The following is a 23,826-nucleotide window of genomic DNA, read 5'->3' as shown; positions in this document are numbered from 1 at the left end:
CCATGGGCTCAAGCATTCTCACCGCGACGGACCTTAGCAAAGTGGTCCCCAGCGCGGAAGGTGAACTGACCATCCTGCACGAACTCAGCCTGGAACTGAACAAAGGCGATAGCCTGGCCATCGTCGGCGCGTCCGGTTCCGGTAAATCCACCCTCCTGGGCCTGCTGGCCGGCCTTGACCTGCCCAGCAGCGGTGAAGTGACGCTCGCCGGCCAAGCCCTCAGCGCGCTGGATGAAGACCAACGTGCGCGGATCCGCGCCGAACATGTCGGTTTTGTCTTCCAGTCGTTCCAGTTGCTCGACAGCCTCAATGCACTGGAAAACGTCATGCTGCCGCTGGAACTGGACGGTCGCAAGGATGCCCGCGAACGCGCCACGGAATTACTGCAGCGGGTCGGCCTGGGGCAGCGCCTGACCCACTCGCCCCGCCAGCTCTCCGGCGGCGAACAACAACGCGTGGCAATTGCCCGCGCCTTTGCCGCCGAGCCCGACGTGCTGTTTGCCGACGAACCCACCGGCAACCTCGACAGCCACACCGGCGAGCGCATCAGCGATCTACTGTTCGAACTGAACAAGGAAAGCGGCACGACCCTGGTGCTGGTCACCCATGATGAACGCCTGGCCCATCGTTGCCGGCGCCTGATCCGACTTGAAGCCGGCCAAATGGTCGCGTCCCTGGAGCCTTGATGGCACGCTTGCCGCTGTTGCGCCTGTTCAGTCTCGCCGCCCGCCAATTGTTGCGCGACGCCCGCGCCGGCGAGCTGCGCGTGTTGTTCTTTGCCCTGCTGGTGGCGGTGGCGGCGAGTACCGCCATCGGTTACTTCGGCGCCCGCCTCAACGGCGCGATGATGATGCGCGCCACCGAATTCCTCGGCGCCGACCTGCTGCTCGAAGGCAGCTCGCCTGCCCGCTCCGAGCAGATCCGCAGTGGTACCGAACTGGGCCTGGACCATGCCCAGGTGGTGGAATTCTCCAGCGTTGTCGCCACCGACAATGGCATTCAGCTTTCCAGCGTCAAGGCTGCCGATGACACCTACCCATTGCGCGGCGAGCTGAAAAGCGCCCCCGCACCATTCGCCCCGGAAGAAACCGGCGGGCGACCGAACCCTGGCGAGGCCTGGGTCGAAGCACGGCTGCTGACGGCACTGGACCTGAAAATCGGGGACAGCATCGACGTAGGCAACAAGACCTTGCGCCTGAGCCGTGTCTTGACCTATGAGCCGGATCGCGCCGGCAATTTCTACAGTCTCACGCCTCGGGTTCTGATCAACCTCAAGGACCTGGACGCCACCGGCGTGGTGCAGCCCGGCAGCCGCGTCAGCTATCGCGACTTGTGGCGCGGTCCGGCGCCAGCACTGCAAACCTACCGCGACCTGATCAAACCGGGCCTTGAGGCCAACCAGCGTTTGCAGGATGCCCGCGACGGCAACCGGCAGATCGGTGGCGCCCTGGGCAAGGCCGAGCGTTACCTGAACATGGCCAGCCTGGTAGCCGTGTTGTTATCCGGCGTCGCCGTCGCGCTCTCGGCCAATCGCTTTGCTACCCGACGTTTCGATGCCAGCGCCCTGCTGCGCTGCCTGGGTCTGTCACGCCGGGAAACCATGGTGCTGTTCAGCTTGCAATTGACGGTGCTGGGCCTGCTGGCCAGCGTCAGTGGCGCCCTGCTCGGCTGGATCGCCCAGTTGGGACTGTTCGCACTGCTGCATGACCTGTTGCCCACCACCGTACCGCCGGGTGGCCTGCTGCCGGCGATTGCCGGGATCGGCACCGGGCTGGTGGCGCTGGCGGGGTTCGCCTTGCCGCCGCTGGCCGCGCTGGGACGGGTGCCGCCATTGCGCGTGCTGCGTCGGGACATGCTGCCGATCCCCTCCAGCACCTGGGTAGTCTACGGCACGGCACTGGGGGCCCTTGGCCTGATCATGTGGCGCCTGAGCCTGGACCTGGTGCTGACCTTCGCCCTGCTCGGTGGTGGCGTCGTTGCAGCGCTGGTACTCGGCGGCCTGCTGTTGCTACTGCTCCAGAGCCTGCGCCGGATGCTCGCCCGTGCCTCGCTGCCCTGGCGGCTCGGGCTCGGCCAGTTGCTGCGCCATCCCTTGGCGGCGGCCGGCCAGGCGCTGGCATTCGGCCTGATTCTGTTGTCCATGGCGTTGATCGCGCTGTTGCGCGGCGAGTTGCTGGACACCTGGCAAAACCAGTTGCCAAAAAACGCCCCAAACTATTTCGCCCTGAACATCCTGCCCAACGACAAACAGGCCTTCACCGACAAACTGCTGGCGTTGTCGGCGCAATCGGCCCCGCTCTACCCGGTTGTACCGGGGCGGCTGATCAGCATCAACGGCGAGCCGGCCAGGGAGTTTGTCACCAAGGACTCGGCCGGCGACCGGGCGCTGCAGCGCGACCTGAGCCTGACTTGGGCTGCGGACCTGCCGGCGGGTAACGTCGTCACTGCCGGGACCTGGTGGTCGCAGCAGCCACCAGACGATATTCCGGGGGTTTCGGTGGAAGGCAAAGTGGCCGACAACCTCAAGATCAAACTGGGGGACCGCCTGGTTTTCAGCGTAGGCGGTGCAAACCGTGAGGCGAAGGTCACCAGCCTGCGGGAGATCAACTGGGACAACTTCCAGCCGAACTTCTTCATGATCTTCCAGCCCGGCACGCTGAAGGATCTACCGGCCACCTACCTCACCAGCTTCTACCTGGCAGCCGGCCACGATCAACAGATTGTCGACCTGGCCCGAGCCTTCCCGGCGGTGACGATCCTGCAAGTCGAAGCCCTTCTCGAACAACTGCGCAGCATCCTGGCCCAGGTCACCCTGGCCGTGGAGTATGTGTTGTTGTTTGTGTTGGCGGCAGGGATGGCCGTGCTGTTCTCCGGGCTGCAAGCCACCCTGGACGAACGGATTCGCCAAGGCGCGCTGCTGCGAGCCCTGGGCGCCGAACGGCCGCTGCTGGTCAAGGCCCGGCGCATCGAGTTCGGCCTGCTGGGCGCGGTCAGTGGCCTGCTCGCGGCCCTGGGTTCGGAACTGGTGAGCCTGGTGCTCTACCGTTACGCCTTCGACCTGCCTTGGCATCCGCATCCATGGCTGCTGGTGTTGCCGCTGGTGGGTGCCTTGTTGATCGGCGCTGCCGGCGTGTTTGGCACCCGTCGTGCGCTCAATGCCAGCCCGCTGACAGTCTTGCGCGAGGGTTGATAGACTCTGGGCTTCGCCCTTACAAGAAATTGCCATGAGCCGTTATCGTCCACCCCGCACCGCCGGCACCGCGCTGATCACCCCCGAGGGTGAAGCGCGGATGCGTGCTGAATTCCATGAACTGTGGCATGTACGCCGCCCTCAAGTGACCCAGTCGGTCAGCGAGGCGGCGGCCCAGGGTGATCGTTCGGAAAATGCCGAATACACCTACGGCAAGAAAATGCTGCGGGAAATCGACAGTCGCGTGCGCTTCCTCACCAAGCGCCTCGAAGCACTCAAAGTGGTCAGTGAAAAACCCAGCGATCCAAACAAGGTGTATTTCGGCGCCTGGGTCACTGTGGAAGATGAGGATGGCAAGGAATCACGCTATCGCATCGTCGGCCCGGACGAGCTCAATTTGAAGCAGAACCTGATCAGTATTGACTCACCGCTGGCACGGGCGCTGATTGGTAAAGCGCTGGACGCTGAAGTCACCGTTCAAACTCCAGCTGGGGAGCAACTGCTGTATATCACCCATATTGAATATTTATAAAGACCACACCCTCCACGACTCAAACTTCCTTCTTGATAATATCCCGACATAGGATATTAACCTCTGCGATTTGACACAAACTCTCTTTTCCAAGAAATTAAAAGCACGCCAACGAGGCGCACTTTAACTTTCGAATAAAATATTCAAGGATGAATAGCATGAGCACTCATTATCACCCTCACTGGATGGACAACACACCTGGCATATACAAACTTCGTATTGATGAACTGATACTCCCTGGCACCCACAACTCCGGTTGTGATAGAGAGGCTCCCAAATTTTTAGCGCCCAATGAAATCGCTCAGGACGTGCCTATCCGCGATCAGCTCAATAGAGGATTCAGGGTGTTCGATCTGCGGGTAGAACTATTTGCCAACCAGCCCGTCGGCCACCCCCGACGCTTCCAGCTGTATCACCTGACTTCATCGGGCCGAACCGTTGCTGGCGATGTTTTGGAGGTGCTTAACGCTTTTTATACCGACCCTGCCCGAAAGAACGAAATTATTATCTTGAATTTTCACCAGTTCAAAAATTTTACCAGTTCTTCGCACGGGGAACTTCAACAGCTCATCGATCAAATGATCGGCCCACGCCTGATCCCTTACTCCTTGAGCTATTTAACACTGGAGCAACTTCGGCAGAAAACCCCAGGGCGTACCGTGGTCATTTCCTATAACAGCGGTCGTGGCGACCCCGATGACTGGCCCGGCGTCGAACAACAATGGATCGGCGAAAACTACCTCTCCACTTCGAAGTTGAAAACCTTCATGGATGAAGCCAGCATGAGACCCAAAAGACCTTACGCGCTTCGCGCTATTCAATGCGCTAAATACACTGGCCTGTTCGTCCCCGACGACTTCAGCGACAAAGTGGATGCCTGGTTCCAATCCAAGGACATCGACAGTTATATCCAGCGCTTTCACATCATCAATACCGATTGGTCGACCCGCAGCGACATCGTGCTCAATTGCATGCATGCCAACCAGTTCAGGGCTCGCGCCAAAGGCTGAACACCTCAACGACGAGTGATCAAGCCCTGCCGTGCCACACGGGTCAGTTGCCGGATCATTTCAGGTGCGTCCGCCGCACTGGGGGACTGGATGACGGCCAGGTCGAAACTGTCGTCGGCGAAACGCGCCAGGGACTCACCGTCTTCGACAAACTGGATCAGGAAAGCCGCAGGCCCGTGACTGCGTCGCGGCCAGCCATCGAGATAACGCAACAGCGTTGGCTGGTGGGTGCCGCCCAGGAGAATTTTTGGATTGCGCTGCAAAAGGTTCGCCGTGATCGGCGCAAGACGTACTAGGGGGCTGGGTGCGTTCATCGTGTCGTGTCTCTGCCTCAAAAGTCTGCATGGCAGGTGAGAGGCAACACCGAACCAGCGCTTTAGCGGTATTTCGAAGCCTGTTTTCCGGCTTCTGTCGGCAACTGAGTGAGTCACCTGGCGCCCCGCAAGTAGCTGTTTAAATCGGCGCATGAGCGGCATCCTAGAGAAGCTGACCGGCCAGTGTCAAGAATCTGCGCGCACAAAAAAGGCCCGTACAAGACGGGCCTTGATGATCGAATCGGGCAATCAACCAGCGATGGCGCGATCGACCGACAGCTTGCCGGCACCTTCGATCAGCACCGCAATGCTGCCCGCCAGCAAGGCCAGGGCAAACTCATAACCGTTGTTGGCCATGAACAGACCGTTGCCGATGTGCACGGAGAAAATCGCCACCAGCGACAGGAAGGCCAGGCCCAGTGCAGCCGGACGGGCCAGCAGGCCGATGATCAGCGCCAACCCGGCAAAAAACTCAGTACCGCCCGCCAGCGTCGCCATCAGATAACCCGGGGTCAGGCCGATGCTTTCCATCCATTGCGCCGTACCCGCCAGGCCGTAGCCACCGAACAGGCCGAAAAGTTTCTGCGAACCGTGAGCGGCGAAAATGATCCCGACAGCGATGCGCAGAACAGTCAGGCCGTAGCCAGCGCGGGTAAACAGGACTTTGTTGATCAACGAGCTCATGCGGGTTCATCCCTTGGTGTGTGGTTGTTGGTCGCCATATTAATCAAAAAAACTTGTTATAAAAGCGCAAAAATTTCGACATACCAATCAATTTAATCGATCACTTTCGCAGGGCGACCTTTTGCTCCTCCGGTTCCAGCGACTCCCGCTCCCGATCAAATGCCAGATAATATTTGTTTACGCTATTAACGTAGCTGACGGCGCCCATTCCCACCTGCTCCATGGCAATGCGCTCGACCTGGAAGAACCACTGATTGGGGTTCAGCCCACGCCGCTGGGCCTCGGCCCGCATGCCTTGGACGCGCTCAGGCCCGATGTTATAGGCCGCCAATACGAAGGCCATGCGCTCGCGCTCGTTGAGCTTGGGGCTGGCGAAAAACTTGCGGCGAATCAAAGCCAGGTATTTGGCGCCGGCCAGCACGTTGGCGTCCAGGTTCTGGATGTTATTGACCCCGACCCGCTGCGCCGCCGACGGGGTAATCTGCATCAGGCCGGTGGGGCCGCTGCCGCTGCGGGCGCTGGGTTGCAAGGCGGATTCCTTGAATGCCAGGGCCGCCAGGTTGAGCCAGTCCATGCCTTGGGCCTCGGCATGTTTTTGCAACACAGGGCGCAGCTTCTCCAAGCGCTGGCGATCAGCCCGGGCGAGCGGATAGTGAACCTGGTACAAGCGGCGGTAGATGCGCAGGAACGCAGCGTCCTCGTTGGCCGGCACCTTGTAGGTCACCAGGAACTGGTCAATGCTCGCCCGTAGCATGGAGGCATCGCGACGGACGAACCAATACTCGTCACCCGGCTTGCCGATCAGCAACTGACGGTCGAGGCGCAGCTTGGGAAGGATCTTGCCCCAGCGCTCGGCGATGGGCTGCTCGACAATGGTCAGGTGGAAAATCCCGCCCTGAACCATTTCCAGCACATCTTCGACTGCCAGGGTGGGGTCGACCCATTCAATCTTCACCGGTGACAATTTGAGCAGCGCCAGCTTCTGGTTGATCTGGCTCACCGCATCCCCTGCCGCGCTGCCGTTGGGCAGCGCGAGAGTCTTGCCGGACAGTTGCTCCACACGGGTGTAGCGCTTCTCGCCCTTGATGCCCACCAGCACTAAGGGCACGTCGGTACGGATCGGATCGCTGGCGCTGACTGCATGACCGGCCTGGGGCTCGAGCAACTCCCCGGGCGCCACAAGATCGCCCTCCCCGCGCTGCAAGGCGCCAAGCAACTGGTCCTTGGCCTTGGGAATGATCTTGAGGGTGATTTCCTGGCCGTCCCGGGCGTGGCCATTAAGGTATTGCTCGAAGGCGCGCAACCGATGGTATTCGACGCCGATGGGCTGGCCCTGGACTTCACCGGAACTGTTGCGGCTCTGGTTGACCAGTACCTTCAACACCCGGCTACTGCGGATTTGCGCCAAGTCGCGCACCGTGCCCGGCGCCACGGCCTGCACCGGTCCGGGCAGCCGCGCTTCGGCCGGCATCGGCAGCAACAGCGAACAACACAACAGTAGCAACACCTGGGGACGTGTCATCCACTCTCCGGAAGGATACTGTGGACCGCCTCCTTGAAAAATCGAGGCTGGGTCGACAGAAACAGAGCGCCTTGGCGCTGAAAAAGTGCGAAAGACTGGCACAGTGATGGCGTTTATACCAACCCGACTTGTCTCGCGGCCTTAACAGACAGCCTCAACTCGTTGTAGTTCTTGGCTTTTCTTATAAATCTACAGCTCTGATATGCTTTCCGGCCTTTGGGCCGAGGTAGCACCATGCAACTCATCGATATCGGCGTCAACCTGACCAACCCCAGTTTCGCCGACAAACACCAGGCAGTGCTTGAACGCGCCTATGAAGCCGGGGTCTGCCAACTGGTCCTGACCGGCACCAGCGTCGAGGGCAGCGAACAGGCCCTGGAGCTGTGCCAGCGCCTCGACGACAGCGGGCAGCGGCTATTTTCCACCGCCGGCATTCACCCCCACAGCGCCAGCGACTGGACCGCCGATAGCGCCAGGCACCTCAAGGATTTGCTGATACAAAGCCGAGTCCGCGCGGTGGGTGAATGTGGGCTGGATTTCAACCGGGACTTCTCCCCCCGTGCGCAGCAGGAAAAAGTCCTGGAAGAACATCTCGCTCTCGCGGTGGAATTGCAACTGCCGGTCTTCCTTCATGAACGGGACGCCGATCAGCGGATGCTGGAAATCCTGCGGGACTTTCGCGATCAGTTGCCCGCCGCCGTGGTGCATTGTTTTACCGGTGAGAAAAAGGCGCTGTTCAGCTACCTCGACCTGGACTTGCACATCGGTATCACCGGCTGGATCTGCGATGAACGCCGGGGCACGCATTTACACCCGTTGGTGCGCGAAATCCCTCGCGGCCGGCTAATGCTCGAAAGCGACGCACCGTACCTGCTGCCCCGCACACTGCGACCCAAACCCAAGAACGGTCGCAACGAGCCGGCCTACCTGACGGAGGTCTTGCGCGAAATTGCCCTGCATCGGGACGAAACGCAGGAAGACCTGGCGGCCCACAGCACGGCATGCTCGCGGGCATTTTTTGGGTTGCCCTCAATTTCCTGACCCATTAGATCCTCTGTTGACCCACATCAAAACCAGCCCCCTGAATAGCGGCACAATAATGGCACCTTGCCAAAACTGTTTCCGCTATCAGAGAAGACCTTCCATGGGTGCCTGGCTTAGCAATATCTCGCTGAAGTACAAATTCTGGGCGGTCAATGCGGTCGCTTTTTTTACCACCTTGCTACTGGTGCTCTACGCGGTGCACCTCGAACAACAGGCGCGAAACCACACCGCTCAGGCGAACGCCCAAGCCAAGGCGCAATTGCTCGATGCCTGGCCTGCCGGGCAGCCACTGCCCAAGGCTGATGACCTGCTGAGCTACCATCGCGGCCAGATCCCCATTTTCAATGAGCAATCGCTGCCTTCACTGACGCAGGCCGATGGCTGGGTCGAATTCAACGCTGGACCACTGTTCGGCGACCATCCGCTGCTGGGGGCCGAAGTGATCCGCCGAGGAGACGACCAACGGCTCGCCGTACTGGCCAAGGGCGCAAGCCTCAGCCAAGTGTTCAGCGAACGCTTCAGTCAATACGCCGTGGCGGTGTTCGTGCTGATGTTGGCGATGCTGGGCGCATCGCAGTTGTTGATCCGTTTCTTGCTCAGCCAACTCAACACCCTGAAGGACGTGATGCTGCACGTGGAAAAAACCGGTGACCTGTCCGCCCGCGTGCCCCTGGCCTGCAAGGACGAAGTGGGTCAGATGGCCGCGGCGTTCAACGCCATGCAGGCCGGTTATCAACGGGTGGTCGATACGGTTGCCAGCACCGCCCGGCAACTGGACAGTGGTGCAGCGCGCCTGGCGTCGAGCATGAACGATGTACGTCACGGCATGCTCGGCCAGCAGAGCGAAACCGACCAGGCGGCCACAGCGATCAACGAGATGTCCGCCACGGTTTATCACATCGCCCAACATGCCGGCGCCACCCGCGACCTGTCGAAAACCGCCGACACCCTGGCCGGCAACGGTCGCGAAGTGGTCAGCCGTGTACAACAGTCGATCACCGGGCTGTCCTCGGGCGTGCAGCAGACCGCCGAAATGATCCAGCGCCTGGCCGAAGACAGCCAGAAGATCAACAGCGTGGTCAGCGTCATTCATAGCATTGCCGAACAGACCAACCTGCTGGCCCTCAATGCGGCCATCGAAGCCGCGCGGGCCGGGGAAATGGGCCGGGGCTTTGCCGTGGTGGCCGATGAGGTGCGCAACCTGGCCAAGCGCGTACAAACCTCAACGGATGAGATCACCACCATGGTGTCAGCCTTGCAGGCCGGCACCCGGGACGCAGTGGATTTCATGCAGGAGAGTTCGTGCAAAGCCGACGATTGCGTGCAACAGGCCCGTGAGGCCGGCGAGGCGCTGGCGCAAATCACCAGTGCGGTGGCGCAGATGCGCGAGAGCAACACCCAGATAGCTGTCGCGGCCGAGCAGCAAAGCCACGTGGCCGAGGAAATGAACCGGGCGGTGGTGAGTATTCGCGACGTGACCGAAAACACTGTGCGCCAGACGGTGGACTCAGCCACCACCAGCCATGAACTGGCGACGCTGGCGGGCGAGTTGAGCAAGGCAATCGGGCAACTCAAGCTCTAGAGCGTTGTGCCCGTGGGCCTGTGAGGTGAAACGCTATGGCCGCCTATCACTTCGATAGCCAACTGCGATTCGCCGTCCCGCTCGGCCAGGCTTATTCTTGGGTTATTCGGTTTCATGAACTCAAGGAACAGCATCATGGGCAAACGTCACCCCAACCTTGCGGCCTGGCAATGGCGCGCCTACCCTGACAACCATCGCCACCCAACCAACCTGGTGCTGCACCTGATTGCGGTACCGCTGTTCATCATCGCGTTTCTGCTGATTGTGTCGGGGGTGTTCAGCCTGAGCCTGGCCAACGTCGCCATCGGCATCGTCGGTCTGCTCGCTGCACTCGGCTTGCAGGGCCACGGTCATAGTCTGGAGGCCCAGGCCTCCGAACCCTTCAGTGATCGCAAAGATGCAATATCGCGCTTGGTGGTGGAGCAGTTCCTGACCTTTCCCCGATTCTTTCTCAGCGGTGGCTGGTGGCGCGCCTGGCGAGATCGCCACCGTCACTGAGTCGCCGAAAGCCTCAGGCGAAAATCGTCACCGTCTGCCGGCTCATGGCGATCAAGCGGCCATCGGCACTCCAGAATTTCGCGGCGACATGGCCATAGCCGTCCTCGGCGTGTTCGATCTCGGCCAGGTATTTGCACCAGTCCAGTGTCGTGAGCTCCAGCAGCGGCTGGACGAACTCAATGGTCCAGGTGAGCGTGCTGCCCGGGGCCATGTGGGTCAGGTGGGGCAACAACGCCGGAGGCCAGGCATCTACCAACGCCAGGATATGGCCCTCGTTCAACGGTTCTTCTTTCACATCACCGCGCAAGCGCACCCAGCCCCCCATGCTGCGGGACTTATTGCCCGTGAACGGCAAACCACCGACACTCCACGACATCGCCAGGTGACGCATGAATTCCGGCGTACCGCCTTTGATGTAGGGCAGCTCCTGGCATTGTTCCACGCTTTTGAATTCCGGCGCGGGGTCAGCCTGCACCGCCACCACGGAGGAGCGCGATGCGCCGAAACTGCCTTGCACCACGGTCACCACCTGGCCGTTCTGCACCGCTCGCCCCAATACCTGGCTGACCGCCTTGCCTTCACGCAACACGTCGACCTCGAAGCTGACCGGCACATCCGGTTCGACCGGGCCGACAAAGGTGATCGCCAGCGAACGCACCAGGCGATCCGCCGGCACCTGCGCACGCATTGCTTCGTATTGCAGCGCCGCTACCAACCCGCCAAAAGTGGCGCGGCCCTGACCCCATTCAGGCGCGATGATCACGGCGTCTGGCTGACGACGCACCGCATCGATCAAATCGGAAAAGCGCATGACAACCTCGCAAACGTGGGCAAAAGATGAAGGGATCTTAACCAGCCCAGGCAAGCGGCACAGCGCTCATTCCGGCCAAAGAGACTGACAGAAAAGCCGCACCACCTGAATCCATCCCCATTGTGGAATATGTGCAGGACTCAGGATTTTTTGAAGCAACTGGCGATAAGTTTATCAAGCACCTTATCGGCCCGGGCCTCGGCCTTTTCCATGGTGCCCAGCCAAACCGGCACACAGGGTTGCAGATCGGTTTCCTGCTCGGCCCTGGCCAGCCATTGCCAGCAATCGTGCCAGTCGCCCAGCGCGCCCTGAGCGGACTTGAGCCGTGGCATGGCTGCTTCGGGCAGGCGGTCGAGTTCAGGGTAGGCTTCGATGGCGTAGCGCACGCGCTTGATCAGCAGACGTAAACGGTGGCGGTCATGGGTCGGGTCGCGCAAGGCTTCGCCGAGTTTCTCCCACTGTTTATCCAGACGCTTTTCGATGCGTTTGCGCAACCCCTTGAGCAGGCCCTGGCGCTGGGCTGCGCGAATGAAGCGCGGGAAGGCGTCGAGGATCATCAGCAATTGCGCCAGCTCCGAGCTGCCGGCCACAGCGGGATAAGCGTTGGCCATTTGCACCTGACGCCGCTGCGCCGCTTCAGGCTTGCCGTGCTGTTCAAGGTAAGCCGCCAACACTTCCCGGTCACGCAAGGGTGTGGTCAGGGTGCCGACCGCCGAAGCAGCCGTCTCCAGCTGTTCGACACCGGGCAACCCGCGTAACGGGCGAAGCAGACTGCGCAAACGGCGAACCGTGGTTCGCAGGTCGTGCAATGCTTCGCTGTCGGTATGGGCATTCAAGCGGGCCTGACAGGCCAACAGACGGATTTCCAGGCCCAGAACTTGGGCCACCAGCCGATCGATCATGGGGACGTACTCCGTACGCAGCTTTGAGCGTCAAGCTGCAAGCTTCAAGTGAGGAGCGCTGTGCGCCCGATACTTGTAACTTGCAGCTGACGGCTTGTCGCTGCTTTTAGCGTCCTGCGCGGGACTCGCGGATGTAGAAGCGCGCCTTCTCGGCTTTCTTGGCACAGCCCTCGAAAGCTTCGAATTGCTGTTGGGTCTTGGCGCCGGTCAACAGCGACAGGGCCTTGGAGTAGCTGACAGTGCCGGCAAAACCTTCGGCCTTGGCCAGGTCCAGCTCATGCCAGGCGCTGTCGAGCTGGCTACCGCAGCTGTCGCGGTAAGCGGTTTTGCCTGCACAACCGGCCAGGGCCAAAACCATCAAAGATGCCACCAGGGGCAGGCAGATCCGGGCTTTCATCGATTACACCTCAAGTCAGGTCAACAGTCGTGCTGGTAAGACGGTGGCCAAGGCGAAAAGTGCCTTGGCTTGGCCGCAGAAATTCAAGTGTGGCGAGAATACGCAAATGCCGCCCCGACGTGTCAAAAAACGATGCCTGCACCACAACGATTGAGCCTGGCCGTGGATGGGTGCATTGTTGACGCCTGTTCGACAAGAGGCCGGGTCATGACAAAACGTGTCGCATTGGTATTGGGCTCGGGCGGCGCCCGAGGCTACGCCCATATCGGGGTGATCGAAGAAATCGAACGCCGTGGCTATGACATTGCCTGCATCGCCGGTTGTTCGATGGGCGCCGTCGTGGGTGGCATCTATGCTGCGGGCAAGCTCAAGGATTACCGCAACTGGATCGAAAGCCTCGATTATCTGGATGTCCTGCGGCTGGTGGACGTCAGCTTTCGCCTGGGGGCGATTCGCGGCGAGAAAGTCTTCGGGCAAATCCGCAAGATTGTTGGCGAACTCAACATTGAAGACCTGCGCATTCCCTACACCGCCGTGGCCACCGACCTGACCAACCAGCAGGAAATCTGGTTCCAGGAAGGTTGCCTGCATCAGGCGATGCGCGCCTCGGCGGCGATTCCCAGCCTGTTCACGCCGGTGATGCAAGGCAACCGCATGCTGGTGGATGGCGGCCTGCTCAATCCGTTGCCGATCGTGCCGGTGGTGTCGAGTCATTGCGACCTGATCATCGCGGTCAACCTCAACTCCACCAACCAGAACCACTACAAACTGCCAGTGATCCAACGTCCCCCGGCGTTCAGGAGCCGCTTCGACAACCTCATCAGTTCCCTGGGTTCGCACCTGCCGTTTCGCCGCAAACAGGCCGAGCAATTGTTGCTGCTGGAGCAGGAAGCGTTAAAGGCCGAGGCGGCCGACATCAACCCATGGCTCGAGTCCGCCGAGCCCGAAGGCCAGCAACCGGCCGCCGCGCCTGAAACCGAAGGCGCGCCGAAATCCGCTACCGGTTCATTCATCATCGATAACGTCGGCCCGGCCTCGTTGCTGGACTTGATCAACCAGAGCTTCGAGGTGATGCAGACCTCGCTGGCCCAGTACAAGATTGCCGGTTATCCGCCGGATGTGCTGATCAACGTGCCGAAGCGGGTGTGTCGTTTTTTCGAGTTCTACAAGGCGCCGGAGCTGATCGCTTTGGGGCGGGAGATTGCCCGGGATACGCTGGATCGGTATGAGAATGATCAGAGATGAAGGATCTCGAGTGGCTGTGAGGGCCTCATCGTGATCAGGCTCGCTCCCACATTGGTCCTGCTGAGTTCACAAAATTTGTTTCAGCTCGCAATGGCGGCAGCCCAGGCAATGAAAAACTAAACTCCACCCTCCCCCAACAACCGATATCCCACTCCGGCCTCGGTCGCAATGAATCTCGGCCGGGTCGGGTCGTCGGCCAGTTTCTGACGCAGATGGCCGACCACGATCCGCAGGTAATGGCTGTCTTCGGTGTGAGTCGGACCCCAGATGTCCTTGAGCAGTTGCTGCTGGGTGATGACCCGCCCCGGGTGCCGCGCCAGTTGTGCCAGTACGGCATATTCCTTACGGGTCAGGGCCACTTCGGCGCCGTCCAGCAGCACCCGGCGATAAGCCAGGTCCACCGTCAGTGGGCCGAACGTCAGCGCCGCCTCCCGTGCTTCGCCTGCCGGGGCCTGGCGCAGCAGGGCACGGACGCGGGCCAGGAACTCCTGGATGCCGAACGGCTTGGTCACATAATCGTTGGCGCCGTTGTCCAGTGCCTCGACCTTCTGCGCTTCGCTGGCCCGCACCGAAAGCACCAGCACCGGCACCGTCGACCATTGGCGAAACTCGCGCAGCACCTGTTGGCCGTCCATGTCCGGCAGCCCCAGGTCGAGCACCAGCAGGTCGGGTTTGTTCAACGCCGCCTGGGCCAGGCCTTCGGTACCGGTGCCGGCTTCCAGCACCTTGTAGCCTTGGGAGGTCAGGCTGATGCGCAGGAATTTGCGGATCTGCGGTTCGTCATCGATGACCAAAAGGGTCGCGGTCTGGCTCATGGGAGTCCGTTCGTGCAATCAAGTAGCTAGTGGCCTGGTGGCTAGAGAGTAACGCAACGCCGCTCAGGCTTCATCGTCCATGCCCGGTTGCGCCTGCAATGGCAGGTGCAGGGTGATGCAGGTGCCGCGCCCGTCGAGGCCGTCGTCCACGCTAATGCGCCCGCCATGGGCGCCGACCATGCCCTGACAGATCGCCAAGCCCAGCCCCGTGCCCTGCCCGCCCCGATCGCCGCGCGCAGCAGTGTAGAACATGTCGAAGATTTTCTGCCGATCTTCTTCAGGGATCCCGGGGCCTTCATCGGCCACAGAAAAAAACACTTCGCTGTCCGTCGCGTCGGCGCTCAACAGCAGCCGCCCGTGGGCCGGCGAAAATCGCGCGGCGTTCTCCAGCACGTTCACCAGAGCCTGTTCGATCAGTGCCGCATGGACATACAGCAACGGCAACTCGGCGGGCACCTCGATACTGACCGCCAGCGGTGCCAGCACCGCCCGCAGGCGGTTCAGCGCGCTGCCGACGATATCAGCCGGCGACACCCAGTCCCGCGCCAGCTTCAGGGCGCCGTGGCCCAGGCGAGTCATGTCCAGCAAGTTCTGGATGTAGCGATCCAGCCGCTCGGCTTCATCGCGAGTGCCTTCGAGCAGTTCACGACGATCTGCCAGCGGGATCGCTTCTCCCAGCGCCAGCAAGCTGTCGATGCTGCCGCGCATGGACGTCAGCGGCGTGCGCAAGTCGTGGGACACTGAAGCCAGCAAAGCGCTGCGCAGCTGCTCGGTTTCGCCGTGCAGGCGCGCCGCTTCCAGGTCCTGGGCCAGTTGCGCCCGAGCCAGCGCCTGGGCCAATGGTTGACTGAGGGCCGACAGCAAACGACGACGCTGGCCGCTCAGGGGCTTGCCTTCTTTCGGACACACACCCAGCAATGCCAACGGCCCACCTTCTGCCGACAATGGCCACCACCACCAGCGCCCGGACGGCAGCGTCCCGGTGCCGGCGCCGGCCGGTTGATCATGTTGCCAAGCCCAGTCGGCCGCTGCGCGCTCGGCTTCGGTGAAGTCCAGATGTTCACCGGTCTCGACCTTCCAGCCGCCCTGGCCGTCGCGGTTCAGCAGGCACAGTTGCAAGTCGTGCCAGCCATTGAGGTGCTGCGCAGCAGCGGTGACCACCGCCTGGCGGTCAGTGGCGGCAGTGAGTTTGCGCGACAGGTCGAGCAATTCACCGGTTTCTTGCTGGGTGTCGCGCAGGGCTTGCAATTGCCGGCGCTGGCGGGCTGCGAGGTTGCCGGTCAGCGTAGCCATCAGCAGGAAGAACACCAGCGTCAGCACGTCTTCTTCGCGCTGGATGGTGAGGGAAAAATTCGGCGGAATGAACAGAAAGTCATAAGCCAGGAACGATAACGCCGAGCAGGCCAGCGCCGGACCGAGGCTGCTGCGTACCGCCACCAGCAACACCGCCATCAGAAACACCAGGGAAATATTGGGCAACGCCAAAAGCCCCGAAATCCCCCAGGCCAATGCACTGGCCGCCACCGTTGCTACCAGCGCCAGCACGTAGTCGAACCCGGTCTGGACGGCGCTTGAACGCACACGGGCAGGACGGGGCTGTTCATCGCTGTCCAGCACGTTGATTTCCAATCCCCGGGCATCACGCAGCAAACGTGAAGCCAGGCCACCACCGAACAGTCGCCGACGCAGACTCGGTCGGGACTGGCCCACCAACACCAGTGTGGCGCGACGTTCGGTGGCATGCTGGATCAGGGTTTTGGCGACTTCGCCGGCCCGCAGCAGCACCACTTCCCCGCCGAGGCGTTCAGCCAGTTGCTGGGCGTTTTGCAAGTGCTGGCGTGATGGTTCGTTCCCTGCACTGCCGTTGTCCACGTGCACCAGGCTCCAGGGCAGATGCCGGCGCTGGGCCACGCGGCTGGCATGGCGCACCAGACGTTCAGCCTGAGCGTCACCGCCCACCCCCACCAGCAATCGACCCCGCACCGCCGGCGCCGCCTGGCCCAGCTGTCGATACCCCTGGGCCAGGTCGTTATCCACCTGCGCAGCAGCGGTCTGCATGGCCAGTTCGCGCAACGCGGTCAGGTTGGTCTGGGTGAAAAACGCATCGATCGCCGCCCGGGCCTGTTCCGGCACGTAGACCTTGCCATCGCGCAGGCGCTCCAGCAGTTCGCGCGGCGGCAGGTCAATCAGCAGCAGTTCATCGGCTTCCTGCAGGACCCAGTCCGGCAGTGTCTCGCGAACCTGCACGCCGGTGATGCCACGGACCTGATCGTTGAGGCTTTCCAGGTGTTGGACGTTGACGGTGGTGTAGACATCGATGCCGGCGGCGAGCAGTTCCTGGATGTCTTGCCAGCGTTTGGCATGACGGCTGCCCGGCGCATTGCTGTGAGCGAGTTCGTCCACCAGTACCAAGGTCGGCCGGGCGACGAGCAGGCCGTCGAGGTCCATTTCTTCGAGCATCACACCGCGATATTCCGAGCGCACCAACGGCTGTTGCGCCAGTCCACCGAGCAGCGCTTCGGTTTCGCTGCGACCGTGGGTTTCCACCACGCCGGCAATGACCTTCACGCCTTGGCGTAGCTGAGTATGGGCCGCTTGCAGCATGGCGTAGGTCTTGCCAACACCCGGGGCCGCGCCAAGGAAGACCTTGAGCCGGCCACGGTCGTTGCGAGGTAAATTGGCTAACAGTGCGTCGGCGCGGCCGGAGTCGCTCATGCTGTGGGGTTCTCTTGTCATCCGCTCTACAGTTTTTCCAGGGCCAGGTTCAACGCCAGCACATTTACCACCGGCGGCCCCACCAAAGGTTGCTCAATGTGAGCGTCGAGCAGTCGCTGCAATGTCGACACCGGCAGGTTGCGCGCCGTGGCGACACGCGCCAGTTGATAGGCAATCGCGGCCGGTGGCAAGTGCGGGTCCAACCCGCTGCCGGAGGTCGTCAGCAGCGCCAACGGCACCGGGCCCTGGCCGGGCACTTGCAGTTTGTGAGCGTCATCGATGACCCGCGCGGCCAGAGCCGGGTTGCTCGGGGAAAAGTTGCTGGCGCCACTGGCTACCGTGGCGAAAGCACCGGCCGACGGACGTGGATGAAACCAGGCATCGCCGGCAAAATCCTGGGCGATCAGCATCGAGCCACGGACTTTGCCGTTGGCATCAAAGACCAGGCTGCCGTTGGCCTGCGCGGGAAAAGCGACTTGCGCCACGCCTGTGACCAGCAGCGGGTAAGCGATGCCGGTGAGCAGGGTCATCAGAAGCAATAGGCTCAAGGCCGGACGAACTAATGTGGACATCCAAAAATCCTCAGTTAAAAGCACATCTGTGGTCAGCCCTTAACGGGCTCAAACCAGATTCAACGCCGTCAGCAACATATCGATCGCCTTGATCCCCACGAACGGCACCACGATCCCACCCAGGCCATAGATCAACAGATTGCGCCGCAGCAGCGCCGCCGCGCTCGCCGCCTGTACCCGCACGCCGCGCAGAGCCAGGGGGATCAGCACCACGATGATCAATGCGTTGAACACAATGGCCGACAGAATCGCGCTCTGCGGACTGCTCAGGTGCATCACGTTCAACACGCCGAGTTGTGGATAAATCGAGGCGAACAGCGCTGGCAGGATCGCGAAGTACTTGGCGATGTCATTGGCGATGGAAAAGGTTGTCAGTGCACCACGGGTCACCAACAACTCCTTGCCGATCTGCACCACGTCCAGCAACTTGGTCGGGTCGCTGTCAAGATCGACCATGTTGGCCGCCTCCCGCGCCGCCTGCGTGCCGTCGTTCATCGCCATGCCGACATCGGCCTGGGCCAGGGCCGGGGCGTCGTTGGCGCCGTCGCCACACATCGCCACCAGACGACCGTCATTCTGTTCATGACGGATACGCGCCAGTTTTTTCTCCGGCGTGGCCTCGGCCAGCACGTCGTCAACACCCGCCTCGGCGGCAATCGCAGCGGCGGTCAGCGGGTTGTCGCCGGTGACCATCACAGTGCGAATCCCCAGCTTGCGCAGCTCGGCAAAACGCTCGCGGATGCCGGGCTTGACGACGTCCTTGAGGTGAATTGCTCCCAGTAGTTTGCCGTCGGCACAGACCAGTAAGGGAGTACCGCCGCTTTGGGCAATCTTGTCGACTTCCCGGGCCAGCGCCGTCGGTAATCCATCGCGGGGCAGACCAATAAAACCCAGCAGCGAATCCACGGCGCCCTTGCGGTAAATGCGCCCTTGGTAGTCGACGCCGGACAAGCGGGTTTCGGCGCTGAACGGCACAGCAGTCAACCGTTCAGTGCCGGGCTCTGGCTGCGGATGCAAACCTCGCAGGTATTCGACGATGGACTTGCCTTCGGCCGTGTCGTCGGCCAACGAGGCCAACAACGCACCTTCGGCCAGCTCTTTGGTGCCGACACCGGGGGCGGCATGGACCGCTGTACAGCGGCGATTACCAAAGGTGATGGTGCCGGTCTTGTCCAGCATCAGCACATGCACATCGCCCGCTGCTTCCACCGCGCGACCAGACTTGGCGATCACGTTCAGGCGCACCAGCCGATCCATCCCGGCGATGCCGATGGCTGACAGCAGCCCGCCGATGGTGGTTGGAATCAGTGTGACCAGCAGCGCCACCAGAAACACCAGCGGCAGGTTGCCGTTGGCGAAGTGGGCGAACGGCTGCAGCGTCACCACCACCAGCAGGAAGATCAGCGTCAGGCCGATCAGCAAAATATCCAGCGCCACTTCGTTCGGCGTCTTCTGGCGCTTGGCGCCTTCGACCAGGGCGATCATGCGGTCCAGCGTGGACTCGCCGGGATTGCTGGTGATGCGCACCATCAGCCAGTCGGAGACCAGGCGCGTGTTGCCGGTGACGGCCGAACGATCACCGCCGGATTCGCGGATGACCGGGGCCGATTCGCCCGTAATAGCCGCCTCGTTGACTGCGGCGATGCCTTCGATCACTTCACCGTCGCCGGGGATCATCTCCCCGGCTTCGACGCGCACCACATCGCCCTTGCGCAGGCGGGTGGCGGGTACCACTTCAAAACCGTTGGCGGTCTGGCGGCGTGCACTCAGGCCTTCGCTGCCGGCCTTGAGGCTATCGGCCCGGGCTTTGCCGCGACCTTCGGCCAAAGCTTCGGCGAAGTTGGCGAACAGCACGGTGAACCACAGCCACAGTGCGATTTGCGCGGCGACGAAGGTCGGCACAGCGTTGTCCGGAATGAAGCACAACACAGTGGTGAGGATCGCGGTCAGTTCCACCACCAGCATCACCGGGGCGCGGTGCAATTGGCGCGGGTCGAGCTTGACGAACGCTTGCACCAGCGCCGGCCGCCATAGGGCCGACATGTTGGTTTTCGGTTGCTCCGACGCCTTGGCGACGACGGTTTTGCTCATCGGCATATTCATCATCAGATCCTCAGAAGCCCATGCTCAGGTGTTCGGCAATCGGCCCCAGGGCCAGGGTCGGCAGGAAGGTCAAACCGCCCACCAGCAGGATGGTCACGGTCAATAAGGTCACGAACAGCGGGCCATGGGTGGGGAAGCTGTTCTGGCCAATCGGGGCGGTTTTCTTCAGGGCCAGGCTGCCGGCTAATGCCAGTACGGGCAGGATGTAGCCGAAGCGACCGATCAACATGCCCAGGCCCAGCATCAGGTTGTGAAATGGCGTGTTGGCGCCGAACCCGGCGAATGCCGAGCCGTTGTTCGCCCCTGCCGAGGTGTAGGCGTAGAGCAACTGGCTGAAACCGTGGGCGCCGGGGTTGCTCACCGCTGCTGCAGGCCCAGGCAGGCTTGCGGCGACGGCGCCTAGCACCAGCACGCTCACGGGCATTACCAGCAAGGTCACCACCAGCAGTTGCACTTCCCTGGCGCCCAGCTTCTTGCCCAGGTATTCCGGGGTGCGGCCGATCATCAACCCGGCCAGGAATACGGCGATCAGTACGTTCAGCAGCATCCCGTAGAGCCCGGCCCCGACGCCCCCGAAAATCACTTCGCCGACCATCATGTTCACCAGCGAGACCATGCCGCTCAGCGGATTGAGGCTGTCGTGCATGGCGTTGACCGAACCATTGGACGCCGCCGTGGTGGTCACTGACCACAGCACCGAGGCGGTGGTGCCGAAGCGCGCTTCCTTGCCTTCCAGCGGCGCGGTCTGTTCCACGGCAGCGTTGTTCAGGGCCGGATTAGGTTGGTACTCGGCCCATAGCGAAGTAGCGCCGCCGATCAAAAACAGCGCGAGCATGCAAGCGATGATCGCCCGGCTCTGGCGCAGGTCCTTGACGTAATGGCCGAAGGTGAACACCAGCGCGGCGGGAATAAGGATGATCGAAGCAAGTTCAAACAGATTGCTCCAGGCCGTCGGGTTCTCGAATGGATGCGCCGAGTTGACGCCGAAGAAGCCGCCGCCGTTGGTACCCAATTGCTTGATCGCGATCTGGCTGGCGGCCGGGCCCAATGGGATGACCTGGTCGGCGCCCTGCATTGTCACCCCGTGCACATAGTGCGCGAAGGTTTGTGGCACGCCCTGCCACACCAGGAACAGCGCCAGCAGCAAGCACAGTGGCAGCAGGCCGTAGAGCGTCGCGCGGGTCATGTCGACCCAGAAGTTACCCAGCGTCGCGGCGGATTTACGCCCGATTCCGCGACACAGCGCCACCAGCACAGCCAGGCCGGTCGCGGCGCTGACAAAGTTCTGCACGGTCAGGCCAATCATCTGGCTCAGGTAGCTCAGAGAAGCTTCACCGCTGTAGGACTGCCAGTTGGTGTTGGTCATGAAACTGACGGCGGTGTTGAAGGCCTGGGTCCATTCCATGCCGGGCAATTGCTCGGTATTGAGCGGCAGATAACCCTGCAGCAGCAGGATCGTGAACAGCAGCGCAAAACCAGCCAGGTTGAAGGCGAGCAAGGCCAGGGTATATTTCTGCCAGCTCTGTTCAGCAGCGGGATCGACACCGGCCAGGCGATAGCAACCACGCTCCACCGGGCCAAGGATCGGTGAAAGCCAAGTGCGCTGGCCTTCCATCACCCGGTAGTAAAAACGCCCCAGGAAGGGTGCCGGAATCAGCACCAGCGCGAAAAAGGCGAGGATCAGCCCATAGTCATAACCGTGCATAGCCGCTCCTAGTTCCGGTCCGCGCGCAACAGCGCAGTCAGCAGATAGATGAACAGCGCCACTGCCAGCAGCAGCGACACCCCGTCCAGAACACTCATGGGATTTCTCCGTGATACGGCGTCGTGCCGTGTGTGGAGTGATTGTCGGCAGGGAGGCTGTAAAGGAACGAGATCGAGAGGGGGCTTGGGGGATAAAGAATGTGTAAAGAATGGGGTTTCCGGCTGGCTGGGCTGGCCTCATCGCGAGCAGGCTCGCTCCCACATTTGTTCTGTTGTGCATAGAGAACTTGCGTCCACTGAAGATTCCCTGTGGGAGCGAGCCTGCTCGCGATGAGGCCAGCCCATGCACTGACGCTCTGAACTGGGGCACAAAATCCAGATATTGGGCGGCGAACATCCCCGATACGACACGATTTAGCCCATTACGACCGCACACACCACACTGGCACGCCCACTGCACTGCCCTCTCCCAGCGCTTTTGCTATTTATCGAGGGGAGCCACCGATGAACACACAACTAAAACCCACCCTGGGCACCCTGCATTTATGGGGCATTGCCGTCGGGCTGGTGATTTCCGGCGAATATTTTGGCTGGAGCTACGGCTGGGGTGTTGCCGGGACGCTGGGCTTTCTGGTGACCTCGTTCATGGTGGCGGCCATGTACACCTGCTTCATCTTCAGTTTCACCGAACTGACCACCGCCATTCCCCACGCTGGCGGGCCGTTTGCCTACAGCCGCCGAGCCTTCGGCGAGAAAGGCGGGTTGATCGCCGGGCTGGCAACGCTGATCGAATTCGTCTTCGCACCGCCGGCCATTGCCCTGGCCATTGGCGCCTACCTGAACGTGCAATTCCCCGCCCTGGACCCGAAACATGCAGCAGTCGGTGCCTACATCGTGTTCATGGGCCTGAACATCCTCGGGGTGAAACTGGCGGCGACGTTCGAGCTGATCGTCTGCGTGCTGGCAGTGGCCGAACTGCTGGTGTTCATGGGCGTAGTGGCCCCGGCGTTCAGCTTCAGCAATTTCGCCCTGAACGGCTGGGCCGGTTCCGATGTGTTCAGCGTGCCGGCCATTGCCGGGATGTTCGCCGCGATCCCCTTCGCCATCTGGTTCTTCCTGGCCATCGAAGGTGCGGCCATGGCCGCCGAAGAAGCCAAGGACCCGAAACGCACAATCCCCAAGGCCTATATCAGCGGCATCCTGACCCTGGTGGTGCTGGCCATGGGCGTGATGTTCTTTGCCGGTGGCGTGGGCGACTGGCGCACCCTGTCGAACATCAACGATCCGCTGCCCCAAGCCATGAAAACCGTTGTCGGCGAAAGCTCCGGTTGGTTGCACATGCTGGTGTGGATCGGCCTGTTCGGCCTGGTGGCGAGTTTCCACGGCATCATTCTTGGCTACTCGCGGCAGTTCTTCGCCCTGGCTCGAGCCGGATACCTGCCCACCTCCCTCGCCAAGCTGTCACGTTTCCAGACGCCGCACCGGGCCATCATCGCCGGTGGGCTGATCGGCATCGCCGCGATCTACAGCGACGGCCTGATCAACCTTGGTGGCATGACCCTGACCGCAGCAATGATCACCATGGCCGTGTTCGGCGCCATCGTCATGTACATCATGAGCATGCTCAGCCTGTTCAAACTGCGCAAAACCGAACCCAACCTGGAACGCACTTTTCGCGCACCCGGCTATCCGATCATCCCGGGCATTGCCCTGGTGCTGGCGGTGGTGTGCCTGGTGGCAATGGCCTGGTTCAACGCGTTGATCGGGCTGATCTTCCTCGGCTTCATGGCGGTGGGTTTCGTGTACTTCATCCTGACCGCACAACTGCGCGCAGACGCCCCGGCCGACGCGATGCTGACCGGGCTTTGAGGTGAAGCCGGCCGAACGGGCGTAGTATTGAACCACTGCGAACATCCTTCGCTCATAAGTGGTAGGCGCGGCAGATTGGCGAAAGACGCCCACTGGCCGCGCCCTCAAGGAGAGCCCTATGCCCTGGTATGCCTGGTTGATACTGATCGTTGCAATCGGCTCGATCGTTGGTGGTCTGATGATGCTGCGCGACACCGCCAACAAGGTCGAGCTGACGGATGAACAGCGCAAGCGTGTTGCCGAGCGCAATGCAGAAATGGATGCGAAGGAGGCCAAGGACCGCTGACCGTGGAGTACGACTGTCTCTGTGGCGAGGG

Annotated in this window: 22 protein-coding genes; 10 read left to right on the top strand and 12 right to left on the bottom strand. The window is 61.6% G+C overall.

Annotation, left to right across the window (positions count from 1 at the left end):
• Positions 1-2: 2 nt before the first annotated feature.
• The 4 genes from ACA047_RS09470 (at position 3) to ACA047_RS09455 (ending at position 4,732) form a co-directional block, all read left to right on the top strand.
• Positions 3-686, top strand: a complete 684-nt coding sequence (locus ACA047_RS09470; RefSeq protein ID WP_497358704.1) for an ABC transporter ATP-binding protein — start codon at positions 3-5, stop codon at positions 684-686.
• Positions 686-3,190 (top strand): ABC transporter permease, encoded by a 2,505-nt coding sequence (locus ACA047_RS09465; RefSeq protein ID WP_497358702.1) that lies wholly within the window; start codon positions 686-688, stop codon positions 3,188-3,190. Before ACA047_RS09470 ends, ACA047_RS09465 begins: the two co-directional genes overlap by 1 nt.
• Positions 3,191-3,224: 34 nt before the next feature.
• Complete coding sequence (greB, locus tag ACA047_RS09460; RefSeq protein WP_497358700.1) at positions 3,225-3,722, top strand: transcription elongation factor GreB; 498 nt, start codon at positions 3,225-3,227, stop codon at positions 3,720-3,722.
• 158 nt (positions 3,723-3,880) lie between these two features.
• On the top strand, positions 3,881-4,732 hold the full coding sequence (locus tag ACA047_RS09455) for a PI-PLC domain-containing protein (protein ID WP_497358698.1): 852 nt from the start codon (positions 3,881-3,883) through the stop codon (positions 4,730-4,732).
• A 5-nt stretch (positions 4,733-4,737) separates the two neighbouring features.
• Here ACA047_RS09455 and ACA047_RS09450 read toward each other — a convergent pair whose 3' ends face one another.
• The 3 genes from ACA047_RS09450 to ACA047_RS09440 form a co-directional block, all read right to left on the bottom strand.
• On the bottom strand, positions 4,738-5,046 hold the full coding sequence (locus ACA047_RS09450; RefSeq protein WP_497358696.1) for a class I SAM-dependent methyltransferase: 309 nt from the start codon (positions 5,044-5,046) through the stop codon (positions 4,738-4,740).
• A gap of 249 nt (positions 5,047-5,295) precedes the next feature.
• The gene (locus ACA047_RS09445) at positions 5,296-5,730 is read right to left on the bottom strand and encodes a DoxX family protein (protein WP_497358694.1); all 435 of its coding nucleotides are present in this window, start codon (positions 5,728-5,730) and stop codon (positions 5,296-5,298) included.
• A gap of 100 nt (positions 5,731-5,830) precedes the next feature.
• Entirely contained in the window at positions 5,831-7,252 is a 1,422-nt protein-coding gene (locus ACA047_RS09440; RefSeq protein WP_497358692.1) for an MltF family protein, read from the bottom strand.
• A 234-nt stretch (positions 7,253-7,486) separates the two neighbouring features.
• On the opposite strand from ACA047_RS09440, the gene ACA047_RS09435 reads away from it, so the two are divergent.
• The 3 genes from ACA047_RS09435 (at position 7,487) to ACA047_RS09425 (ending at position 10,376) form a co-directional block, all read left to right on the top strand.
• A complete protein-coding gene (locus ACA047_RS09435) occupies positions 7,487-8,293 on the top strand; it encodes a TatD family hydrolase (RefSeq protein ID WP_497358691.1) in 807 nt (268 codons plus the stop codon).
• 103 nt (positions 8,294-8,396) lie between these two features.
• Positions 8,397-9,878 carry a methyl-accepting chemotaxis protein gene (locus ACA047_RS09430; RefSeq protein ID WP_497358690.1) on the top strand — a complete coding sequence of 494 codons (1,482 nt, stop codon included), beginning with the start codon at positions 8,397-8,399 and terminating at the stop codon, positions 9,876-9,878.
• Positions 9,879-10,013: 135 nt separating this feature from the next.
• Entirely contained in the window at positions 10,014-10,376 is a 363-nt protein-coding gene (locus tag ACA047_RS09425; protein ID WP_497358688.1) for a terminase, read from the top strand.
• A 13-nt stretch (positions 10,377-10,389) separates the two neighbouring features.
• Here ACA047_RS09425 and ACA047_RS09420 read toward each other — a convergent pair whose 3' ends face one another.
• The 3 genes from ACA047_RS09420 to ACA047_RS09410 form a co-directional block, all read right to left on the bottom strand.
• The gene (locus tag ACA047_RS09420) at positions 10,390-11,187 is read right to left on the bottom strand and encodes an acyl-CoA thioesterase (RefSeq protein ID WP_497358686.1); all 798 of its coding nucleotides are present in this window, start codon (positions 11,185-11,187) and stop codon (positions 10,390-10,392) included.
• 140 nt (positions 11,188-11,327) lie between these two features.
• A complete protein-coding gene (locus ACA047_RS09415) occupies positions 11,328-12,089 on the bottom strand; it encodes a CHAD domain-containing protein (protein ID WP_497358685.1) in 762 nt (253 codons plus the stop codon).
• Between the two features lie 106 nt (positions 12,090-12,195).
• Positions 12,196-12,486 (bottom strand): hypothetical protein, encoded by a 291-nt coding sequence (locus tag ACA047_RS09410; protein WP_497358684.1) that lies wholly within the window; start codon positions 12,484-12,486, stop codon positions 12,196-12,198.
• A gap of 207 nt (positions 12,487-12,693) precedes the next feature.
• Between ACA047_RS09410 and ACA047_RS09405 the strand changes: the two genes are divergently transcribed.
• Positions 12,694-13,731: a patatin-like phospholipase family protein gene (locus ACA047_RS09405; protein ID WP_497358682.1), complete on the top strand. Its 1,038-nt coding sequence runs from the start codon at positions 12,694-12,696 to the stop codon at positions 13,729-13,731.
• A 116-nt stretch (positions 13,732-13,847) separates the two neighbouring features.
• Here the strand turns inward: ACA047_RS09405 and ACA047_RS09400 are convergent, their stop codons facing one another.
• From ACA047_RS09400 to kdpF, 6 genes are all read right to left on the bottom strand, one after another.
• The gene (locus ACA047_RS09400; RefSeq protein ID WP_497358680.1) at positions 13,848-14,546 is read right to left on the bottom strand and encodes a response regulator; all 699 of its coding nucleotides are present in this window, start codon (positions 14,544-14,546) and stop codon (positions 13,848-13,850) included.
• Between the two features lie 63 nt (positions 14,547-14,609).
• The gene (locus ACA047_RS09395) at positions 14,610-17,261 is read right to left on the bottom strand and encodes a DUF4118 domain-containing protein (RefSeq protein ID WP_497358678.1); all 2,652 of its coding nucleotides are present in this window, start codon (positions 17,259-17,261) and stop codon (positions 14,610-14,612) included.
• A 26-nt stretch (positions 17,262-17,287) separates the two neighbouring features.
• The gene (gene kdpC, locus ACA047_RS09390) at positions 17,288-17,833 is read right to left on the bottom strand and encodes a potassium-transporting ATPase subunit KdpC (RefSeq protein ID WP_497358677.1); all 546 of its coding nucleotides are present in this window, start codon (positions 17,831-17,833) and stop codon (positions 17,288-17,290) included.
• Between the two features lie 48 nt (positions 17,834-17,881).
• Positions 17,882-19,936 carry a potassium-transporting ATPase subunit KdpB gene (kdpB, locus tag ACA047_RS09385; RefSeq protein WP_497358676.1) on the bottom strand — a complete coding sequence of 685 codons (2,055 nt, stop codon included), beginning with the start codon at positions 19,934-19,936 and terminating at the stop codon, positions 17,882-17,884.
• Positions 19,937-19,946: 10 nt separating this feature from the next.
• Complete coding sequence (gene kdpA / locus ACA047_RS09380) at positions 19,947-21,641, bottom strand: potassium-transporting ATPase subunit KdpA (RefSeq protein ID WP_497358675.1); 1,695 nt, start codon at positions 21,639-21,641, stop codon at positions 19,947-19,949.
• A gap of 8 nt (positions 21,642-21,649) precedes the next feature.
• The gene (gene kdpF / locus ACA047_RS09375; RefSeq protein WP_497358673.1) at positions 21,650-21,739 is read right to left on the bottom strand and encodes a K(+)-transporting ATPase subunit F; all 90 of its coding nucleotides are present in this window, start codon (positions 21,737-21,739) and stop codon (positions 21,650-21,652) included.
• A 405-nt stretch (positions 21,740-22,144) separates the two neighbouring features.
• On the opposite strand from kdpF, the gene eat reads away from it, so the two are divergent.
• Together eat and ACA047_RS09365 are read left to right on the top strand one after the other, a co-directional pair.
• Positions 22,145-23,509, top strand: a complete 1,365-nt coding sequence (gene eat / locus ACA047_RS09370) for an ethanolamine permease (protein WP_497358671.1) — start codon at positions 22,145-22,147, stop codon at positions 23,507-23,509.
• Positions 23,510-23,627: 118 nt separating this feature from the next.
• Positions 23,628-23,795, top strand: coding sequence for a DUF2897 family protein (locus ACA047_RS09365; protein WP_003183831.1), 168 nt, complete (start codon positions 23,628-23,630; stop codon positions 23,793-23,795).
• The last annotated feature ends 31 nt before the right edge of the window (positions 23,796-23,826 follow it).

It is taken from the genome of Pseudomonas sp. LBUM1664, from assembly GCF_059695895.1.
This window is presented reverse-complemented; position numbering and strand designations above follow the sequence as displayed.